The sequence below is a fragment of the Curtobacterium sp. 22159 genome (genome assembly GCF_052045775.1).
GTDB lineage: Bacteria > Actinomycetota > Actinomycetes > Actinomycetales > Microbacteriaceae > Curtobacterium.
Window position 1 is genome coordinate 1 of the sequence record NZ_JBQEPN010000003.1, and the last position, 20,039, is coordinate 20,039.

21 protein-coding genes are annotated in these 20,039 nt (G+C 71.1%); 16 read left to right on the forward strand and 5 right to left on the reverse strand.

Features of this window, described 5'->3' with window-relative positions; genetic code table 11:
• Nucleotides 1–380, forward strand: a 380-nt coding sequence (locus ACTJKO_RS04015; protein WP_440685933.1) for a hypothetical protein, incomplete at its 5' end; no start/stop codon positions are given.
• A 961-nt stretch (nucleotides 381–1,341) separates the two neighbouring features.
• Nucleotides 1,342–2,535 (forward strand): alpha-hydroxy acid oxidase, encoded by a 1,194-nt coding sequence (locus ACTJKO_RS04020; protein ID WP_440686559.1) that lies wholly within the window; start codon nucleotides 1,342–1,344, stop codon nucleotides 2,533–2,535.
• Between the two features lie 12 nt (nucleotides 2,536–2,547).
• Here ACTJKO_RS04020 and ACTJKO_RS04025 read toward each other — a convergent pair whose 3' ends face one another.
• Complete coding sequence (locus ACTJKO_RS04025) at nucleotides 2,548–3,324, reverse strand: alpha/beta fold hydrolase (protein ID WP_440685935.1); 777 nt, start codon at nucleotides 3,322–3,324, stop codon at nucleotides 2,548–2,550.
• 50 nt (nucleotides 3,325–3,374) lie between these two features.
• Between ACTJKO_RS04025 and ACTJKO_RS04030 the strand changes: the two genes are divergently transcribed.
• Nucleotides 3,375–3,791 (forward strand): MarR family winged helix-turn-helix transcriptional regulator, encoded by a 417-nt coding sequence (locus ACTJKO_RS04030; RefSeq protein WP_440685937.1) that lies wholly within the window; start codon nucleotides 3,375–3,377, stop codon nucleotides 3,789–3,791.
• A 251-nt stretch (nucleotides 3,792–4,042) separates the two neighbouring features.
• Nucleotides 4,043–4,975 (forward strand): glycoside hydrolase family 16 protein, encoded by a 933-nt coding sequence (locus tag ACTJKO_RS04035; protein ID WP_440685939.1) that lies wholly within the window; start codon nucleotides 4,043–4,045, stop codon nucleotides 4,973–4,975.
• A 48-nt stretch (nucleotides 4,976–5,023) separates the two neighbouring features.
• On the opposite strand, the gene ACTJKO_RS04040 is transcribed toward ACTJKO_RS04035, so the two are convergent.
• Nucleotides 5,024–6,184, reverse strand: coding sequence for an ROK family protein (locus tag ACTJKO_RS04040; protein ID WP_440685941.1), 1,161 nt, complete (start codon nucleotides 6,182–6,184; stop codon nucleotides 5,024–5,026).
• 133 nt (nucleotides 6,185–6,317) lie between these two features.
• Between ACTJKO_RS04040 and ACTJKO_RS04045 the strand changes: the two genes are divergently transcribed.
• From ACTJKO_RS04045 to ACTJKO_RS04070, 6 genes are all read left to right on the forward strand, one after another.
• Entirely contained in the window at nucleotides 6,318–7,625 is a 1,308-nt protein-coding gene (locus tag ACTJKO_RS04045) for an ABC transporter substrate-binding protein (protein WP_440685943.1), read from the forward strand.
• Nucleotides 7,626–7,636: 11 nt separating this feature from the next.
• Entirely contained in the window at nucleotides 7,637–8,596 is a 960-nt protein-coding gene (locus ACTJKO_RS04050; RefSeq protein ID WP_440685945.1) for a carbohydrate ABC transporter permease, read from the forward strand.
• Nucleotides 8,596–9,441, forward strand: a complete 846-nt coding sequence (locus ACTJKO_RS04055) for a carbohydrate ABC transporter permease (RefSeq protein ID WP_440685946.1) — start codon at nucleotides 8,596–8,598, stop codon at nucleotides 9,439–9,441. The genes ACTJKO_RS04050 and ACTJKO_RS04055 overlap by 1 nt, the downstream gene beginning before the upstream one ends.
• 29 nt (nucleotides 9,442–9,470) lie before the next feature.
• A complete protein-coding gene (locus ACTJKO_RS04060; RefSeq protein WP_440685948.1) occupies nucleotides 9,471–11,132 on the forward strand; it encodes a glycoside hydrolase family 13 protein in 1,662 nt (553 codons plus the stop codon).
• 103 nt (nucleotides 11,133–11,235) lie between these two features.
• Nucleotides 11,236–12,171, forward strand: coding sequence for an ABC transporter ATP-binding protein (locus ACTJKO_RS04065; protein ID WP_440685950.1), 936 nt, complete (start codon nucleotides 11,236–11,238; stop codon nucleotides 12,169–12,171).
• The gene (locus ACTJKO_RS04070; protein ID WP_440685952.1) at nucleotides 12,168–13,388 is read left to right on the forward strand and encodes an ABC transporter permease; all 1,221 of its coding nucleotides are present in this window, start codon (nucleotides 12,168–12,170) and stop codon (nucleotides 13,386–13,388) included. The genes ACTJKO_RS04065 and ACTJKO_RS04070 overlap by 4 nt, the downstream gene beginning before the upstream one ends.
• On the opposite strand, the gene ACTJKO_RS04075 is transcribed toward ACTJKO_RS04070, so the two are convergent.
• Both ACTJKO_RS04075 and pnuC read right to left on the reverse strand, forming a co-directional pair.
• Nucleotides 13,385–14,017 carry a TetR family transcriptional regulator C-terminal domain-containing protein gene (locus ACTJKO_RS04075; protein WP_440685954.1) on the reverse strand — a complete coding sequence of 211 codons (633 nt, stop codon included), beginning with the start codon at nucleotides 14,015–14,017 and terminating at the stop codon, nucleotides 13,385–13,387. The two genes, ACTJKO_RS04070 and ACTJKO_RS04075, sit on opposite strands and share 4 nt — an antisense overlap.
• Nucleotides 14,018–14,084: 67 nt before the next feature.
• Entirely contained in the window at nucleotides 14,085–14,750 is a 666-nt protein-coding gene (pnuC, locus tag ACTJKO_RS04080) for a nicotinamide riboside transporter PnuC (protein ID WP_440685956.1), read from the reverse strand.
• Nucleotides 14,751–15,086: 336 nt separating this feature from the next.
• On the opposite strand from pnuC, the gene ACTJKO_RS04085 reads away from it, so the two are divergent.
• From ACTJKO_RS04085 to ACTJKO_RS04105, 5 genes are read left to right on the forward strand one after another with little or no spacing between them, the layout of a single operon-like run.
• Complete coding sequence (locus ACTJKO_RS04085; protein WP_440685958.1) at nucleotides 15,087–15,641, forward strand: alternate-type signal peptide domain-containing protein; 555 nt, start codon at nucleotides 15,087–15,089, stop codon at nucleotides 15,639–15,641.
• A gap of 32 nt (nucleotides 15,642–15,673) precedes the next feature.
• Nucleotides 15,674–16,270 (forward strand): TasA family protein, encoded by a 597-nt coding sequence (locus ACTJKO_RS04090; RefSeq protein WP_440685960.1) that lies wholly within the window; start codon nucleotides 15,674–15,676, stop codon nucleotides 16,268–16,270.
• Nucleotides 16,267–17,160 carry a hypothetical protein gene (locus ACTJKO_RS04095; RefSeq protein ID WP_440685962.1) on the forward strand — a complete coding sequence of 298 codons (894 nt, stop codon included), beginning with the start codon at nucleotides 16,267–16,269 and terminating at the stop codon, nucleotides 17,158–17,160. The genes ACTJKO_RS04090 and ACTJKO_RS04095 overlap by 4 nt, the downstream gene beginning before the upstream one ends.
• Nucleotides 17,157–17,789 carry a signal peptidase I gene (locus ACTJKO_RS04100; RefSeq protein ID WP_440685964.1) on the forward strand — a complete coding sequence of 211 codons (633 nt, stop codon included), beginning with the start codon at nucleotides 17,157–17,159 and terminating at the stop codon, nucleotides 17,787–17,789. Before ACTJKO_RS04095 ends, ACTJKO_RS04100 begins: the two co-directional genes overlap by 4 nt.
• Before the next feature lies 1 nt (nucleotide 17,790).
• A complete protein-coding gene (locus tag ACTJKO_RS04105) occupies nucleotides 17,791–18,318 on the forward strand; it encodes a hypothetical protein (RefSeq protein WP_440685966.1) in 528 nt (175 codons plus the stop codon).
• Between the two features lie 24 nt (nucleotides 18,319–18,342).
• On the opposite strand, the gene ACTJKO_RS04110 is transcribed toward ACTJKO_RS04105, so the two are convergent.
• Nucleotides 18,343–19,272: an NADP-dependent oxidoreductase gene (locus ACTJKO_RS04110; RefSeq protein WP_440685968.1), complete on the reverse strand. Its 930-nt coding sequence runs from the start codon at nucleotides 19,270–19,272 to the stop codon at nucleotides 18,343–18,345.
• 92 nt (nucleotides 19,273–19,364) lie between these two features.
• Here ACTJKO_RS04110 and ACTJKO_RS04115 point away from each other — a divergent pair, with 92 nt between their 5' ends.
• Nucleotides 19,365–19,859 (forward strand): MarR family winged helix-turn-helix transcriptional regulator, encoded by a 495-nt coding sequence (locus tag ACTJKO_RS04115; RefSeq protein WP_440685970.1) that lies wholly within the window; start codon nucleotides 19,365–19,367, stop codon nucleotides 19,857–19,859.
• The last annotated feature ends 180 nt before the right edge of the window (nucleotides 19,860–20,039 follow it).

A 20,039-nucleotide genomic window follows, 5' to 3' on the forward strand; every position in this document is an offset into this window, starting at 1 on the left:
GATGCTCCTCGGGATTGGTGTGGAACGCTGGTCGCGTGCCAACCGCTGCCGACTTCGGGATCACCGATGACGAGGTGAACGTCCTGCGAGCGGGTGTTCGAGAGTGGGGCGGACCGGCGAGTCTCACGGAACCCGTGGCTCGTGCCATCGGCTTCACGAGCGTCCAAGACTTCTTCATCCAGAGCCAGCGCATCGAAGCGTGTCTGCGCGGTGGCGGATCGATGTCGTTCGCGGAATGGCGCAGGACGTTGCTCGCGACAGAACTGGTGTTCGTCTCCGACGTCATCGGTTCCGGGACCGACTGGGAGACGACCACAGGCATCCGTGATGCTGAGGCGCTGCGTCTTCTCCGGAGTCTGCAGCGCAAGATCGTGCCCTGACCGCACTTGCTGCCGTCCGAGTCGCCAAGGCCCGGTCGGTTGTAGGACACGTCCACGTCGATGCCGCGGACCCCCGCCGATGGGCGTGCTCGGCCACGATCGTCGAGCCACCTGTTTGCCGGCACGTGGTTCGATGGCTATCAGCGGGGACCACAACACCGATCGCGATGCGATGAGATGAGCTTGAGTTGTCTGACGAACGGCCCGATGAGCAGTTGAACTCGGCGAGAGGACCGGGTCCTGCCACACGTCTCTGGTGGAGGATCTCGGACAACTCGGCCGCACTGTGGCCAGTCGCATACCTCGTCGCTCTGGTCTGGCTCGGAATCGCGCTGAGAAGGCGCAGCCCACTGGACTTCGCCGTGATAGCCGTCTGGTGCGCGCTTGGCACCTTCGGTTTGACGGTGAGCCTGAGACGGGGCCGTCGTCGCGAAAGCGAGCGGGCTGCCGACACGGAAACCGACGCCCACGAGCTGGACGGGCCGCGCTCCGACCACGGGTAAATGCGTCCTGACGGACTGGGGTAGTGCACGTCGCGGACACCGAAGATGAGAACCGGTGGCGGATCCCCTACCGGGCCGCGTGATTCCCCGGCCCGAAGCGGAGGACGTTCGTGTCAGTCTCTCGGAGCGCCGCACCGGGACGGAGTTCAGCCGGGCGTCCGCTGTTGCGGGGTCCTCGGAGCATGGCGCGGCATACGGGCGCAAGCCGTGGGTTCGCTGTGGCCGCTTCCGACGGAGACGTCCGAGAACTGCACGGGAACGACGGTTCATCACGACGCCAGAGGGGATTCCTCGCCCACTCTCTCCAAGAGACATAGGATGTCTGCATGACCTCGACCGACGACCAGCACCGCGTCGACCCCGCGACCGGCGCACCGGCAGCAACCCCCGGCGCTCCCTCGACGTCGCGGACCCGCATCAAGCGGCAGCTGCCGACGGTCCACGACCTCGCGCCGCTCATGCAGTTCCGGAAGCCGACGCTGGACGCACGGAAGCGCCGACTCGAGTCCGCCCTGACCATCTGGGACCTGCGCCGCATCGCCGCCCGACGCACGCCCCGCGCCGCGTTCGACTACACCGAGGGCGCCGCCGAGGCCGAGATCTCCCTCGCCCGCGCGCGGCAGGCGTTCGAGGACATCGAGTTCACGCCGGCCATCCTCCGCGACGTGTCGACGGTGGACACGTCGCGGTCCGTGCTCGGTGCGCCGGTGTCGTACCCGTTCGGCATCGCACCGACGGGCTTCACGCGGATGATGCAGACCGAGGGCGAACGCGCCGGGGCCCGCGCCGCCGGTCGGGCCGGCATCCCGTTCTCACTGTCGACCATGGGCACCACGGCGATCGAGGACGTCCGCGACGCCAACCCGCACGGGCGCAACTGGTTCCAGCTCTACATGTGGAAGGACCGCGAGAAGTCGATGGCGCTGGTCTCGCGAGCGCAGAAGGCGGGCTTCGACACCCTGCTGGTGACGGTCGACGTGCCGGTCGCCGGTGCACGCCTGCGCGACAAGCGGAACGGGTTCTCGATCCCGCCGCAGCTCGGCGTGAAGACCATCGTGAACGCCATTCCGCGGCCGTGGTGGTGGTTCGACTTCCTCACCACGGAGCCGCTGGCATTCGCCTCGCTCGACCGCTGGTCGGGCACCGTCGGGGAACTCCTGGACCACATGTTCGACCCCACCGTGACCTACGAGGACCTGGAGTGGATCCGGTCGCAGTGGCAGGGCAAGGTCGTCGTCAAGGGCGTGCAGTCCCTGGCGGACGCCCGGCGACTGGCAGACATGGGCGTCGACGGCATCACGCTGTCGAACCACGGCGGAAGGCAGCTCGACCGCGCTCCGGTGCCGTTCCACCTGCTGCCGACCGTGGTGCGCGAAGTGGGCGCCGACACCGAGGTGCACCTCGACACCGGGATCATGTCCGGCGCGGACATCGTGGCCGCGGTCGCCCTCGGCGCACGCTTCACGATGGTCGGCCGTGCCTACCTGTACGGGTTGATGGCGGGCGGCGAGGCCGGTGTGGACCGGATGATCCAGATCCTGTCGGAGCAGATCGAGCGGACGATGCGGCTGCTCGGCGTCGCATCGCTCGACGAGCTCGAGCCCGGTCACGTGACGCAGCTGCAGCGGCTGACCCCGATCGCCCGCGGCTGACGGCCGGACCGGTCAGCCGCGATCGAGGAAGTCGTCGATCACGGCCCAGGTGGCCTCGGGCGCTTCCAGGTGCGGGAGGTGCCCGGCAGCCTCGATCTGGACGAACCTTGCGCCGGGGATCGCCGTCGCGATCGCCTGCCCGTAGGCCGGCGTCACCACGCGGTCGCTGGCGCCCCACACGACGAGCGTCGGGACCGAGACGTCCCGGAGGCGCCCGAGCAGCGTGGGATCGCTCATGCGGGGCCCGGCAACGACCGCCATCGTCCGTCCGTTCGACTGCTGCACCGCTCGCTGTTCGTCGGTGAGGGTCCCCGGGTCGACGTAGCCGCGGTCGGGATCGTGCCAGGCGACCTCCGCGAGGCCGCGGGCATCGAGGGCGAAGAAGTCGGCGACCGGTTCACCCTCGACCACGACCCCGACGCCGTCGATCACCACGACGGCGCCGATCAGCCCGGCGTACCGATCGTCCACCGAGGCACGCACGGCCATCTCGAGGGCGATCCACCCTCCGATTGACGAGCCGAGCAGGACGACGTCACGCTCGCCGTCGGCGTCCAGACGCGTGAGGTACGCCTGCGCGAGGTCCGTCACCGACGCGATCGATCCGGGGCGGGGCGTGCCCTCCCAGCCGGGATGGGTCGGCGCGAGCGCGTGCATCGTCGCCCCGAGGTGAGTCGTGATCGGCGCGACCGTACGGGGGCCGCCGCCGCCGTGGAGCACCAGCGCGGTCCGGGCGGTCGGGTCACCGAGGACGGCGACGGGGAGGTCTGCGGGCAGTTCCGGGTGCATGACGTTCCTGACTAAGCATGTTTATATACGGACATTGATACGGTACCACCATGACGATCGACCTGGAAGTACTCGGGCAGCGGATCAAACGCGCGCAGTACCGGAACCACAGAGCGATGGACGCGGCACTCCGACCCGCGGGCATCACCCTCGTGCAGTGGGACGCACTCCGGGCCGTCGACCGCATGCCCGGCGCCTCGGGACACGACCTCGCCGTCGCCACGTTCCAGAGCGACCAGGCGTTCGGGACGCTCGCGAACCGCCTCGTGGCCGGCGGCCTCATCACCCGGAGCGCCGGCCGCGGGCGTCGCATCGAGCACATGCTCACCGATGCGGGCCGGGCCGCGCTCGAGCAGGGACACCGCATCGCAGCGACCGTCCTGCACGAGCTCTTCGCCCCCCTCGACGAGCCCCAGCGCCAGGCACTGTCCGACATCCTGCTCCGCCTGACGGACGGCGCGGACTGACGCTCACGCTCGGGAGACCGGGTGCCGGATGGCGCGGAGACCCCCCGAACGGGGCACAGATGATGCATCATGGTCGTGGACTCGTCACCATCACCCGCGGCCCCACCCGCGGTCGAGTCCCGTCCCGACCCCGCGCCCCACCCCACGAGGAGCCCGACATCCCTGCTTCCGAGCACCCGCGCGCCCGAGCGCGGCACGCCTCCCACGACCGACGTCCGAAGCCCCGCACCCGCCGCCGCACGATCCTCGCGGTGGCGGCCGCCGGCGCCCTGGTGATCGGGGTCCCGACCGCCGCCTCCGCCCAGACGTGGTGGTGGGGCGGACACCGGCACCACCTACCCTCGGCAGCCTCGCCCGCACCCGCCCCCGACGCGACCACGCCGCCGACCGAAGCACCCTCCGGCGAACCGACGGCGCCGTCCACCCCGGACGACGAGGTGCCCGAACCCTCCGACTCCGCGTCGTCCGCGCCCGTCGCGTCCGCCCCCAGCGCCACGGCGACCGCCGACCCGACGGACGCCGCCGCGCCGAGCCCGACGACGGCAGCCGCCACCGACGCGTCGGCGAGCCCCCCGGCCGCATCGTTCGTCGAGGACTTCGACACCGCCGCGGGGGTCGGCGCGGTGGCGGGAGCGTACCCGCAGTCGTGGCAGCCCTACCCCGACGGGACCTCGGGCATCTACGAGCCGAGCCGCACCGTCTCCGTGCACGACGGGCTGATGGACGTCGCACTCGGGGGCGCCGGCACCGCTGGCACGTTCGGTACCTCCGCCGACGCCTGGAGCCACGTCGGTGGCTCGTTCTCCGTGCGCGCCAAGGCGACCGGCGGCGACGGCAACGGCGCGGCGTTCATGCTGTGGCCGACCTCCGGGACGTGGTCGGACGGCGAGATCGACTTCCCCGAGGGCAACTTCGAGTCGAGCCCGTCCGCGTTCCAGCACTCGATGACGCCCGGCAACGAGGCCGACCGCGTGCAGGTGGACACCGGTGTGTCCTGGCGGGACTGGCACACCTACACGGTCGACTGGGTGCCGGGGAAGTCCGTCACGTACAGCGTCGACGGGAAGGCCCTGCAGACGCTGACGCACGACGTGCCGACGACGCCGCACCGGTACATGTTCCAGGTCGGCAACTGGGGCGCGTCCGGCCACCTCCTCATCGACTGGGTGTCCACCACCGAGTGACGGCCCGCGGCGTCGTGGCCGAGCACCGCGCAGTGCTCGGCCACGACGTCAGCGGACCCGGTCGAGCGGGAAGGCGAGCGGGTCGGCGCGGACCACGTCCACCGCGTGGGCGATCGCCCCGATGACCACGACGTCGGCGCCGAGGGACGATGCGACGATCTCCGGCACCGGATCGAAGTGCCAGCGCTCGAGCAGGGCCCGCGCCCGATCGATCACCGCGACGGCCGGCCGCGCGATGGCCCCGGCGACGACCACGCGGTCGATGTCGAGCAGGCTCGCGAGCACGACGCACACCCGGGCGAGTCGATCGCCGAGCCGCTCGACGATCGCGAGCGCCACGGGGTCGCCGTCCTGCGCGGCCGCGAACACGACGGCGGCATCGGCGTCGGCCGTCAACCGTGATCCGGGTGTGACCGCACCGGCCTCGATCGCGGCCAGCACTGCCTGCCGCGCGACCGCGCCGATGCCCTCGGGTGACCCGACCCCCTCGACGAGGTCGAGCACCCGCATCTCGCCGGCCCCACCGTGGGCACCCCGCAGGAGTACGCCGTCGACCACCAGGCCGCTGCCGAACCGCTCCCCGGAGAGCAGGGCGGCGAACGAGGCGTCCCCGGAGGACGGCCGCTCGGCCAGCGCCGCGAGGTTCGCGTCGTTCTCGACGACCACCCGCTCGCCCGGCACGACGTCGGCGAAGCCCGGGTTCATGCGGTCCCAGAAGCCGCCGTCGCCGGGCGACGACCCGCCGGCGTCGACCGGTGCGGGGATGCCGACGACCGACCCCAGGACGCGATCGGGTGCGACGCCGGCGTCGGCGAGCGCTGCGGCGACCGTCTCCGCCACGACGCGGAGACGCTCGCGGACGTCGAGGCCGGATCCTCCGGGCGTTCCCTCCGCACGGCCGAGCGGGGTGCCGCGGAGGTCCGCGACGAACGCCGTGACGCGGTGCTGGCCGGCGTCGACCCCGACGACGACACCGGCCGCGGCATCGAGTTCGTAGCGACGCGCGGGTCGGCCGAGGCGGTACTCCCCCGCGGCCCGGGCGTCGTCGAGTTCGTGCAGCCAGCCGATGCGGACGAGCTCCTCGCAGGCGCCGAGGACGGTCGAACGCGTCAGACCGGTGGCGTCGATCGCTTCCGTCGCCGTGAACGCGCGCACCGCGAACGCGTACTCGAGCAGCGTCTCTGCGCTCGTCCCACGGTGCGGCGGCATGAGCGCACACTACCGCGGAAGCAGTTCCTTGCGGAATTAGATTTTGTCGCTAGATTTAGTCGAGCGGGCGGCACGGGAGCCGCTCCGCGGTCCGGAACGGCAGGGACGCCGGGTCCGGACGGACGGAGACGACGTGCGACCACACGCCACACCGAACCCGGCGCGGAGCGCAGCGGCGGTCAGCCGCCGAGCGTTCCTCCTCGGAGCCGGCGGCATCGGGGCCGGCCTGGCGCTCGCGGGATGCGCCCCGACGGGCTCAGCGGGCAACCGGCCGGAGACGATCACCTTCTACGTGTCGAAGCCCGAGGTGATCGGGTACTTCGACGACCTCATCGCGAAGTTCCACGACAGCCAGTCCCGCATCCGGGTGGTCCGCGACTCGACGTCGAGCATGTCGGCCAACTTCGTCCGGAACCGGCCGCCGGACCTCGGGTGCTGGAACTACAACTTCTCGGTGGCGCCCTTCGTCGAGCACGGTGCGCTGAGCGACCTGTCCGACCTGCCGGAAGCGGCCACGACCAACCCGGACCTCTGGCCGCTCATGCAACAGACCGCCGACCACCCCGGCCGGAAGAGCGCCCTGCCGTACTCGGTGACCGCCGCGTCGGTCATCTACAACAAGGCGCTGTTCGCCGAGCACGGGCTCGCGGTCCCGACGACGTGGAGCGAGTTCGCCGACGTCTGCGAGCGCCTCGTGCAGGCCGGCACCGCACCGATCTACGGCACGTTCAAGGACAACTGGACGATCGCGCAGGGCATGTTCGACTACACGATCGGGGGCATGATCGACACCCCGCGGACGTTCGCCGCGCTGCGCCGCGAGGGCACGAGCGTCGGCAGGGGCTCGTCGGTGTCGTTCGAGCGGGACTTCCGGAAGCCGATGGAGCGCATGGTGCAGCTCCGTTCCTGGCACCAGGACGGGGCCGCGAGCCGCGGGTACGGCGACGGCAACCTCGCGTTCGCCCAGGGGAAGGCCGCGATGTACCTGCAGGGACCGTGGGCCCTCGGCGAGATCGCCAAGACGACGAAGGACATGGACCTCGGCACCTTCCCGCTCCCCGTCACCGACGACCCCGCCGACCGGAAGGTCCGCGTGAACGTCGACCTCGCCCTCTGGATCCCGGAGGCGTCCCGCAAGCAGGAGGCAGCGCGGGAGTTCCTGTCGTTCCTCATGACGCCCGAGGTCAACGACCGGTACAACGCCGACAACAACGGCTTCGGCGTGCGGAAGGACGCCCCACCCGCGTCGAACCCGGCGCTCACCGGCATGCAGACCTACTTCGACGACGCCGCGTTCTACCTCGGCGCCTCGCAGCTCATCCCCGCCGAGATCCCCGTCGCGAACTACGCGCAGTCCATCGCCTTCGGCGGGGACGCGCAGCGGCAACTCCGCACCCTCGACGCCGACTGGGCGCGTCTCGCGCTCCGCACGGCCGCGTAAGGAGACGACGAATGGCCATCACGACCACCGAGTCCATCACGACGGCGGACCGTCGCCGGCGGGGCGGAGCCGCGCCGCGCCTCCAGTCCGGCAGCCCGGCGCTCGGAGGACGGCGGAAGCGGGTCGAACCGCTCTTCCTCGCGTTCCTGCTGCCGACCCTCCTGCTCTTCACGCTCGCGATCACCCTCCCCGCGGTGATGGGCATCGTGCTGAGCTTCACGAACTCCGTCGGGTTCGGCGAGTTCCGGTTCATCGGGCTCACGAACTACGTCGCGGTGTTCTCCGACCCCGCGATCCTGCAGGCGTACCTGTTCACGCTCGGGTTCTCGCTCGTCACGGTGCTCGTCGTCAACGCGGTCGCGTTCCTGCTCGCCATCGCGCTGACGTCGAAGATCCGCGGGAAGATCGCGCTGCGCGCGGTGTTCGTGCTCCCGATGGTGATCTCGGGCATCGTCATCGCGTACGTGTTCTCGTTCCTGTTCGCGAACAGCCTGCCGGCGCTGGCCGGTGCGATCGGGTTCGCACCGCTGGAGCAGAGCATCCTGGCGAACCCGGACCTCGCCTGGATCGCGATCGTCATCGTGACCGCCTGGCAGGCCATCCCGTCGACGCTCCTCATCTACATCGCCGGGGTGTTGTCGATCCCGGGCGAGGTGTACGAGGCCGCGTCCCTCGACGGCGCGAGCTCGTGGCGGCAGCTCGTGTCCATCACCGCCCCGCTCACGGCGGGCTACATCCTCATCAACCTCGTCATCGGGTTCAAGAACTTCCTGAACTCGTACGACATCATCGTCGGTCTGACCGACGGCGGCCCCGGGACGTCCACCACGAGCGTGGCGATGTCGATCTTCAAGGGGTTCAACGGCGGCGACTACGCCTACCAGATGGCGAACGCGACGATCTTCTTCGTCATCGCCGTCGTGATCGCCGTGGTCCAGCTGCGGGCCACCCGCGGGAAGGCAGTGCTCTGATGTCCCTGCAAGCACCCCTCCTCCGGCGCGCACGGTCGAACTGGCCGGTGACCGTCGTCCTGGTCCTCTGCGCCCTGTCCGTCCTCGTCCCGCTGTACGTCACGGTCACGATGGCGTTCAAGACCACCGCGCAGGCGGTGGACGGCAACGCGTTCTCGCTCCCCGCTCCGTTCAGCGTCGACGGGTTCGTGCAGGCCTGGCAGCTGACCGACTTCCCGCGGGCGTTCGGCGTCTCGGTGCTCGTCGCCGCGATCACCGTCGGCGGCACGATCCTGCTGGCCTCGTTCACGGCGTACGCGATCGCCCGGAACTGGGACCGCCGGCTGTTCCGGTGGTCGTTCTTCTACCTGCTCGCGGCGATGTTCCTGCCGTTCCCGGTGCTGGCGCTGTCGCAGGTGAAGCTCACCGGGTTGGCGCACCTGGACAACCCGATCGGTGTCGCGATCCTGCACGTCATGTTCCAGCTGTCGTTCAGCGTGCTGCTCTTCACCGCGTTCCTGCGCTCGATCCCTGCTGAGCTGGAGGAGAGTGCTCGCATCGACGGTGCGAGCACGGGGCAGGTGTTCTGGCGGCTGGTGTTCCCGCTGCTCGCACCGATGAGCGCCACCGTCGGCATCTTCGCGTTCCTCGCGTCCTGGAACGACTTCGTGATGCCGTCCCTGATCACCTCCGACCCGGCGCTGCAGACCCTGCCGGTGCTGCAGCAGATGTTCCAGACGCAGTTCAGCAACAACTACAACGTCTCGTTCGCCTCCTACCTGATGGCGATGGCCCCCGCGATCATCGTGTACCTCATCACCCAGCGATGGGTGATGGCCGGTGTCACGCAGGGCGCCATCAAGTGAGCACCTCCCCCGAAAGGACCCCTACCCCGATGACCGACGTACTCCCCGCCGCGCGTCCTGCGGCCACCGACGAGACCTGGTGGCGCCAGGCGAGCGTCTACCAGATCTACCCGCGCTCCTTCGCCGACGCGAACGGCGACGGGATCGGCGACCTGCCCGGCGTCACCGCTCGTGTGCCGTACCTGGCGTCGCTCGGCATCGAGGCCGTGTGGCTCAGCCCGTTCTACCCCTCCGCCCTCGCGGACGGCGGCTACGACGTGGACGACTACCGCGACGTCGACCCCCGGCTCGGCACGCTCGACGACTTCGACGAGATGGTCGCCGCGCTGCACGCCGCCGGCATCCGGGTGATCGTCGACGTGGTGCCGAACCACACGAGTGACCGGCACGAGTGGTTCCGCGAGGCGCTCGCGTCCCCCGCGGGCTCGGAGGCCCGCGACCGGTACGTGTTCCGCGACGGCACGGGCCCGGACGGCAGCGAGCCGCCGGCCGACTGGGTGTCGATCTTCGGCGGTCCGGCCTGGACCGCGGTCGGCGACGGCCAGTGGTACCTGCACAACTTCGCGAAGGAACAGCCCGACCTGAACTGGGCGAACCGCGAGGTGCGCGACGACTTCCTGCACACCCTGCGCTTCTGGTCCGACCGCGGCGTCGACGGCTTCCGCATCGACGTCGCGCACGGCCTGGCGAAGGACCTGCCGTCCGGACCCCTTCCGTCGTGGGCCGAGGTGCTGGCGAGCCCGAAGGACGGCTCGCACATCCTGTGGGACCGTGACGACGTGCACGAGATCTACGCCGAGTGGCGGAAGGTCTTCGACGAGTACACCCCGGCCCGGACCGCCGTGGCCGAGGCGTGGGTCGCCGCCGACCGCCGTGCCCGGTACGCCAGTGCCGAGGGGCTCGGACAGGCGTTCAACTTCGACCTGCTCGAAGCCGACTTCGACGCCGGGCAGTTCCGCAGCATCATCGAGTTCAACCTCGGGCTCGCCGAGCAGTCCGGATCGTCGACGACGTGGGTCTTCTCGAACCACGACGTCGTCCGGCACGCCACCCGGTACGCGCTGCCCGCCCGGAACGGCGACGACCAGAAGCAGGGCGCCGCGTGGCTGCTCGCCGGCGGCGCACAGGAGGACCTCGACCGGTGGCTCGGCCTCCGTCGCGCGCGGGCCGCCACGCTCCTGGAGCTCGCACTGCCGGGCTCCGCGTACCTCTACCAGGGCGAGGAGCTCGGCCTGCACGAGGTCGGGGACATCGCCGACGCCGACCGGCAGGACCCGGCGTTCTTCCGGAACCCGGGCGTGGACGTGGGCCGCGACGGCTGCCGTGTGCCCCTCCCCTGGACCCGGACGGGCGAGAGCTTCGGGTTCGGCACCGGCGGGTCGCACCTGCCGCAGCCGGCCTGGTTCGCCGAGTCGTCGGTCGAGGCCGAGGACGCCGACCCGGACTCGACGCTGAACCTGTACCGGAAGGCACTCGGCCTTCGCGGGCAGCTGCAGTCCGAGGAACGGCTCGAGTGGCTCGAGACCGGACGCGACGACGTCCTCGCGTTCCGCCGGCCGAACGGGTGGACGAGCGTCACGGTCTTCGGTGACCAGCCGTTCGACCTCCCCGCCGGCGAGCTGCTGCTCGCCTCGGCACCCGTGGTGGACGGCGCCCTGTCGGGGGTCGGGACGGCCTGGTTGCGTTCCTGACGCGACCCGCGCGTCGTCGACGCGACCCGGTGACGGACTGGAGGCGCGGTGCTGCCCGGCACCGCGCCTCCCGTCCGTCAGGCGGTCCCGGTAGGGTCGCCGCATGAGCGGTGGCGCCAGCATCAGCGTGCGGGACTTCGTGATGCGTTTCGGCGACCGGAACGTGGTCGACGGCCTGTCCTTCGACATCGCCCCGGGTGAGACCTTCGGACTGCTCGGCAGCAACGGATCCGGCAAGACCACCACGATCCGCGCGCTGCTCGGCATCACGACCCCGACGGCCGGCACACTCATGATCGACGGGGCACCCTACCGACCCGCGACGGGCGGCATCGGGTACCTCCCCGAGGAGCGCGGGCTCTACCGCAAGGAGTCCGTCATCGACGTCATGACGTACTTCGGTCGGCTCCGGGGTCTGCGCGGCCCCGACGCGACGGCGTGGAGCATGGAGTACCTCGCCAGGGTCGGGTTGGCCGACCGTGCGAAGCTCCGGGTCGACAAGCTCTCCGGCGGTCAGCAGCAGAAGGTGCAGCTCGGCATCACGATCATGGACCGGCCACGGCTCCTCATCCTCGACGAACCGACCAAGGGCCTCGACCCGGTGAACCGTCGGCTGCTGCTCGACCTCGTCGACGAGCGCAAGGCCGACGGTGCCACGGTGATCCTGGTGACGCACCACATGGACGAGGTCGAGCGGCTCTGCGACCGGATCCTGCTCCTCAAGGACGGCACCGCGGCGGCGTACGGCACCATCCCGGACGTGCAGGACGCCTTCGGTGGTGCCGTCGCCCGCGTCGGACTCGACGGACCGGTGCCGCCGTCGCCGCTCTACCGCCTCGCGCGACACGAGGGTCACGTCGCCTACCTCGTGCCGACGCCCGCCGCCGCACCCGACGGCTCGGACGTGCTCGCGTCACTCGTCACGGCGGGGGTGCACGTGACCGGGTTCGAGATGCGCCGGATCCCCCTCGACGAGATCTTCGTGCAGGTCTACGGGCACGACGCCCTCGTCGGCGAGTCCGCCGGGGCCGCCGCGTGAGCCGCCTGGGGACCGTCGTCCGGTTCGAGTTCGTCCGTGCGGTGAAGAAGCCGGCGTTCTGGATCGGGACGCTCGCGCTGCCGGTGGTCATCGTCGTCGTGTCCCTGCTCGTCGGGATCGGACAGAGCGCCGGCACCGACTCCGTGACGTCCAGCACGTCCGCGACGAAGACCCCGTTCCGGTACGTCGACGACTCCGGCCTGGTGTCCCGGTCCGTCGCGGCGAAGTGGGGCGGGTCCCCGTCCTCCGACCCGGCGGCCGATCGCGCCGCGGTCCGCTCCGGCACGCTCGACGCGTTCATCGAGTTCCCCGCTTCCCCGTCGACGACGCCGATCCGGGTCGAGGCCACGGACCGCGGGCTCTTCGGCAACGGGGGCTACTCGTCACTCGCCGAGCGGGTGCTCGAGCAGAGCGTCGCCGCCCAGGTCGACGACCCCGAGACCGTGCACCTCCTCCGAACGCCGCCGGACACCGACCTCACCACCTACGCCGACGGGAAGGTCGCTCCGGGGTGGCTGTCGATCGTGCCGCCGTTCCTCTACGTCGCGGCGTTCTTCGGGATCGTCATCCTGCTCGCCACGCGCATGGTGACCGTCGTGGTCGAGGAGAAGGAGAACCGCATCTCCGAGATGATCCTCACGACGGTGACCGCGGGGGACCTCATCCGCGGCAAGGTGATCGCGATGCTGCTCGTCGGGTTCGTGCAGGTCGGGGTCTTCGTGGTGCCCGGGTTGATCGGCCTGCTCGCCGCACTCCCGCTCGTGGCGTCGCGGCTGGGGGGTCTCGTGGTCGATCCGTGGCGGATGCTGGTCGGCGCGCTGCTGCTCGTGGGCGGTGTCCTGCTGGCGTCCGCACTCTTCGTCGCGGTCGGCGCGGCGGTTCCCTCGATCAAGGACGCCTCGGCGCTGCAGTCGGTCGCGATCTTCTCGCTCATCATCCCGCTGTACGCGGCGTTCTTCGTGATGACCACCCCGTCGTCGCCGATCGCCGGGTTCTTCACGTACTTCCCGACGTTCACGCCGATCACCGCGATGGTCCGCAACGCGGTCGGGTCGTTGTCCGTGACCGAGTCGGTGGTCAGCATCGTCGAGGTGTTCGTCGTCGCCGCACTGCTGCTCTGGTTCGCGGAGTACCTGTTCCGGCACTCGGTCGCGCAGTACGGGTCGAAGGTGACGCTGCGGCAGATCGCGTCGTGGCGGCGACGCACCCGTTCCTAGCGGGTGAGGGCGACCTCGTCGAGGTCCCAGGCCGGGACGGCACGCTCGCGCCACCCCTGACGGAGGGTCCGGACGGCGCGGTCGAACTCGACGACGACGTCGACGTGCGGGCGGACGAGCAGCTGGATCTGCAGCCCCTCGTAGAGCGCGAGCAGCTGCGTGGCCGCCTGGTGCGCGGGGACGGCGAGCTGCTCCGACCCCGCGTCGGCGTCGCGCTGCAGGCCCGCCGTGAGCGCGTCGACGTACTCCTCGAAACGCTTCCGGAAGAGCTCGGCGAACCCGGTGTCGGCCGCGGCGATCGTGATCACCCCGGCGAGCACCCGCACCAGACCCGGGTCGGCGACGTCCTCGGCGAGGGTCATCCGCACGTGGTCGATCGTGCACGCCGGCGACTTCGTCCGACGGGTCCCCCGGAGTTGCGTCCACCGGTCGTAGGTGACGAGCAGCAGCGCGTCCCACGTGGGGAACAGCCGTCGCACGGTGTCGCCGTCGATCCCGGCGACCTCGGCGACGACGTCCGCGTCCACGCTGTCGAAGGGGTGGAGTCGGTAGGCGCGGATCGCTCCGCGGACGATCCGCTCGGCGAGGGACTGCTCGTCCTCGAGCGCAACGTCGTGGTCGTGTTCCATCAGGCCATCACAGCGGAACCCCGCGTCGGTGTCGTGTCCCAGAGCGGGGGCCGAGCCAGGGCGACGCTCAGCCGACGGTGACCGGTGCCGCGGACGGCCGGATGCGCTGCTTCATCCAGACGAAGAAGCCGGTGAGGGTGAACACCCCGTAGAAGACGTACATGAGCCCCGAGGCGTAGTACCCGGCCGAGAACAGCAGCGGCACCCCGACGAGGTCCACCGCCACCCAGATGAGCCAGAACTCGACCCAGCCCTTCGCCATGCCGTAGGTGGCGAGCACCGAGCCGACGAAGATCCAGGCGTCGCTCCAGACCGGCTCGTAGGACCCGAGGGCGCGGAACACCGGTGTCAGCACGGCCGTGCCGCCGACCATGGCGACGACGAGGAGCGAACGCGTCCGCCAGGAGGCCCAGCGCGGCTCGACGACGGTGGTCGCGTCGTCGGGTCGGTGCGTCCAGCGGTACCAGCCGTACGCACTGACGATGACGAACATCACCTGTCGTCCTGCCTGGCCGAGCAGGTTCACCGGGTTCGGGGTGTCGAAGAGCGCGCCCATGAAGACCGTGAAGAGCAGTGCGTTGCCGACGATGCCGACGGGCCACGCCCAGACCTTGCGGCGCATGCCGCCGAGTGCGCTGAGCAGGCCGAACACGTTGCCGATCACCTCGCACCACAGCACGGTCTGGTCGCCGATGACGAGCTGCGCGTCGAACAACCACCGCACGATGCCCACGGGTCCTCCTCGTTCTCCGGTCGGTGCAACGGTACGGGGCGGAGTGGCATTCCACGCAGATCGGGGTACAAATCGTGTCCGCACTGTCGGGGACGAAAATGTCCCCCCAATTGGGGTCCATGCAGATGCATGTTCCATCTTGTCCGCACTTTGGGGGACCGGTAGCGTCGTGGGCAGAGCGAGTCCTGCCCGCCCCGTGACGTGTCACGTCCGGGAGCCCGGCGACCACTCTCCGGCACCGGTCAGCCGCGACCCCGGACCCGCGGGGTCGAAGACAACGTCCCATCGGCTCGGCCGATGGCATCAGCGCGCCCGAACGCGCAGAACGGACTCCCCATGCACAAGATCGTCACCGGCGCCATCGCCGGCGCCGCCGGTGTCGCCCTCCTCCTCGGCGGCGCGGGCACCTTCGCCCTCTGGAACGCGAACGCCAGCACCGCCGCCTCCACGGTGAGCTCGGGCTCGCTGACCCTCAGCGCGAACAACGACGGCGTGTGGACGGACATCACCAACGGCCGCTCGACGACGATCAACCCGGCGAGCGCCCTCATGGTGCCGGGGAACACCTACCAGTTCACGCAGACGCTGACGATCGGCGCGACCGGCCAGGACCTCAAGGCCAACCTCACCTACGCGAACCAGAGCATCACCGGCGACTCCGCGCTGCTCGCGGCGACGACGAAGACCCTCGCGGTGACGTCCTCGAGCGCCTCGGTCGTGCAGTCGACCACGAACGCGAACACCTTCGTGGTCTCCCCCTCGTCGGCGACCTCGACCGTCAAGGTCGTCTTCACGATCGCGCTGCCGTCCTCCGCGACGACCGGTCAGGGCGGCACGCTCAACGTCGGCGCCCTCGCCTTCACGCTCACGCAGACCGCGATCGGTTCCTGACCGCGCACCACCACGACCACCAGGGGACGGCCATGACCAGCACGCCGAGGACGACCGGACGCCACCGCGCGCCGCGTCGACACCGGTGGGCGTGGCCGACGGCCCTCGCCCTGGTGGTCGCGGTCGTGACGGCGGTGATCGGCAGCGGCGGCACCTACGCGCTCTGGAACGGGACCGCGAGCACCTCCGCCTCGACCGTCCGCTCCGCGACCGCCACGATCAGCACCGGGCCGCTCTCCGCCATGAACACCGCAGTGCTCGGGCCGGGTACCGGCGTCACCGGGACCTTCGCGGTGCGGAGCACCGGCTCGATCCCGCTGACGATGCGCGTGGCGACGACCTCGACGAACGTCGCCTACGCCACGAACGCGACACCTGCCGCGGTCCTCGGCGAGCTGACCCTGCGGCTCGCGGTCGTCGGGAGCGCAGCGGACTGCCGGACCGGGCTGTCCGGCGCGAGCGGCCGGCTCGCGTCGTTCGACACCGGCAGCAGCTCCTTCACGCTCGCTGCGGGGGCGAGCGCCGTCGGTTGCGTCGAGATGGACCTCGACGCCGACGCCCCGCAGACCGTGGCCGGTGCCGTCACCGACTTCACCCTCACCGTCACCGGAACGCAGGCGACCGCATGAACCGCCGCTTGCGGGTCCTCCTCGCCGTGGTCCTCACCGTGGCGTTCGTGGCCGGTGGATCGTCCGCCGCCTGGGCGCTCTGGTCGGCCACCGGCACCACCGCGTCGAGTGTGACGATCGGCAAGACGGGTGCGGCGCTGAGCGGGACGAGCGACATGACGACGACGTTCTCCTCGACCGTCACGTCGATGACGAAGCCCGTGACACTCACGAACGCCGGCTCGCTCGCGGGCACCAGCACGACCACGGTGTCGGTCGTCTCCGGGAGCTCGGCGGCCCTTGCCCGTGCGGTGAGCGTCGTCGCGTGGCCGGTCGCCTCCGCTGCGGCATGCACGACGACGGCCGCCGTGGGCACCGGATCGATCTCCGGCACCTGGGAGTCCCTGCCGAGCATGACGTCGAAGCTCGCCGCCGGTGCCAGCGCCGTCTGGTGCACGCGCAGCACGCCGACGTCGTCCGCGCCGGCCTCGAGCACGGCCAACATCACCATCGGACTCACGGTCGCCACGGGGAGCTGGACCTCAGGGGCCGTGCAGGGCGGCTTCTACCTCAACACCCCGGCAGCCTCCCCCGCGCTCACGTGCACGGACCACAGCGGGACGTACGTCGAGCTGGCCTGGCCGACCTCGTCGCGGCCGAAGGACACCTGGTACGGCGCGTTCGTCGGCCCCGGTGCGACGACGATGGTCGGACAGAAGGAGCAGGACTACTACGGTCGCTTCACCCTGGCACCCGACCAGGTCCCCGCGAGCGTCGCGACGAGCGGTCCCGTGACGGTCACCGTGAAGATCCTCGACAGCGCGGGCAACCCGACGACGACGGTCGTCGGGACCGGGACGGTCACGCTGTTCACCCAGAACGACGGGAAGGCCATCCGATGCGGCGCATGACCCCGGCACGGCCCCGCACCGGCTGGCGTGCGATCGTCCACGCCCTGGCGCTCGGCCTGAGCACCGGACTGCTCGTGCTCGTCGCCGGTCTCGCCGTCGTGCTCGTCGTCGTGCCGAAGGCCACCGGGTCCACCCCGCTCACGGTCCTGACGCAGTCGATGGAGCCGACCCTGCCGCCGGGGACCCTGCTCGTCGTCCGGCCGACGCCGATCGACGACATCCGCGTCGGCGACGTGGTGACGTACCAGATCACGTCCGGTCAGCCCGCGGTGATCAGTCACCGGGTGGTCTCGATCGCGTCGTCGTCGGACGGCTCCCGCACGTTCACCCTCAAGGGTGACAACAACGCCCTCCCCGACCCGGCACCCGTCACGGCTGCACAGGTCCGGGGCGTGGTCTGGTACAGCGTGCCGGACGTCGGGCTGGTCAACCAGCTGGTGAACGGCTCGCGCTCGTGGCTCGTCCCGACGATGGCCGGGGTCCTGCTCGCCTACGGTGCGCTGATGATCACGCTGGGGACGGTGTCGGCCGCACGGCGCCGACGGGGTGCCGGGCGATCCGGGAACGGGGGCCACGGGCGACGCCGAGCGCAGGGAACGCACCGAGCGCACCGGGCTACGCTCGGGTGACGTGACGGACGGGGTGGAACGGGCGAGGTCCTTGCTCGACGACGCGGCGCTGCGGCTGCGGGCCGCCGCGGTCCCCGACGAAGCGCTCGGCGAGTACGTGGAACCCAAGCCCGTCCTCGGCATCCGGCGGGAGCCGACCATGCGGTCGCTCGGGCGCGTGTGGCGGGTCGGCGCGCTCCTGGTCGGGGCATCGCCCGAGACGGCCGGTCGGGTCTGGGCGACGGGTGCGATCACACGCGTCACGGACCCGGGTCGGGCGCAGTTCCAGTCGGTGTCCGCGGAGGTCCGACGGGCGTACCGGGCCGCCGCCGCGAAGGGGCACTTCCGCGCCGGCGACACCGTGAACCACGGCGCGACGCCGATCCCCCTCGACGCGTCGCTCGTCGGGTCCACCGGCGTGCTGTTCGTCGGCGACGACGTCCCCCTCGTCCGCTGGTCGCCCGCCGCCGTCGCCGCCGTGCCGCTCGAGGCCTACCTCGCCGACCGGGTCGGACTCCTCGTCGACCCGCCGCAGGGCGCGACCGACTGAGCTCCGCCCGACGCGGCGAGGCACTCAGGCGAGGACGACGACCTTCCCGGCGATCCGCCCCGCCGCGCCTTCCGCGTGCAGCGTCGGGAGCTCGGCGAGCGGGATCCGCCGCGTGACCTCGACGGTCAGCGCGCCCTGGTCGACGAGGGCGACGATCTCCGCCAGGCGCTGCCGGTTCGCTCGGACGAAGACCGTCACCGCCCGGACCCCGCGGGACTCGTCACCGGGCGTGGCCATGAACGCGGTGGTGCTCACCACGGCACCGCCGTCCCGGACGGCGGCCACGTCGGCGGCGAACTCCTCCGGCTCGATCGGGGCGAGGTTGAGCAGGACGTCGACCTGGCCGTCCAGCGCTGCGAGCACGTCGCCCTGGGTGTGGTCGATCACCTGGTCTGCCCCCGCGCCCCGGACGGCTTCGGCACTGCGGGGACTCGCGGTCGCGATCACCTGCACCCCGGCACGCTTGGCGAACTGGATCGCGTACTTGCCCACGACCCCGCCGGCCCCGACGATGAGGACGCGCTGCCCAGCCGTGAGTCCACCGTCGTCGAAGAGCGCCTGCCAGGCGGTCAGCGCGACCGACGGGAGCGCTGCGGCGTCCGCGAGCGGGATGCTCGTCGGCGCGTGGACGAGCGCGGCCGCCGGCGCGACCACGTACTCGGCCGCACCACCGTCGCGCTCCATCGGCAGGAAGCCGATCACGGTGTCGCCGACGCGCAGGTCGGTGACGTCGGCGCCGAGCGCGTCGACGGTGCCCGAGACGTCGTAGCCGGGGATGTGCGGGAGCGCGATCGGGATGGGGAGGAACCCCGCCCGCATGCCGTTGTCCGCGGCGTTGTAGGCGGAGGCCGCGACCCGCAGCCGTACCTCGCCCGAGCCGGGGACGGGCTGCTCGACATCGTCGTACCGGAGGACCTCGGGGCCGCCGACCTCGTGGAACTGCACTGCCTTCATGATGGATCCTTTCGCTGTTTGCTTCGAGTTCGAAGCATCTGTCGAGCACGCTACCACTGCTTCGAACTCGAAGCAACGGGTAGGATCGAGGCATGTCCGGAACACCCGCGGCCCTGACGCCGACCCAGCTGCACGCGTACTTCGCCTTCACGGACGTGAGCGCGCTCCTCCGCCCAGCGGTCGAGAAGCAGCTGCGGGACGTCGGCGGTCTCAGCTACGTGCAGTTCCAGCTCCTCGCCCGGCTCGGCGACACGGCCGAGGGACGGCAACGCATGACCGACCTCGCCGACGGCGTCGTGTACAGCCGCAGCGGCCTGACGTACCAGGCACAACTGCTCGAGCAACGCGGGCTGGTGACGCGGTCGCCGTCGCCGGACGACGAGCGCAGCACGATCGTCGCCCTCACGGAAGCCGGCCGCGAGGTCCTCGCCGAGGTCTTCCCGGGCCACATCGCCACCGTGCACGGCCTGCTGTTCGCCCCCATCACGGACGACGACGCCGCGGACCTCGCGCGCATCCTCGGCCGCATCGGTGAGCACCTCCGAGCGAACCCGCCACGATCGGCCTCCCGCCGCTCCGCGAGGTGATCGCTCCGGTCCGGTGACCTGGTGGCGGGAGGCGGCCGCCCACCGACCGCACCCGCGGGGCGGAGGCGACCCGCGCCTCCCGGCCGGTGCGCTGACGCGACGCATGCGGCGAGGCGACGCACGCGGCGACGCGACGCACTGCCGATCCGCAGCCGCCGGGTCAGAGCCCACCGATAGTGT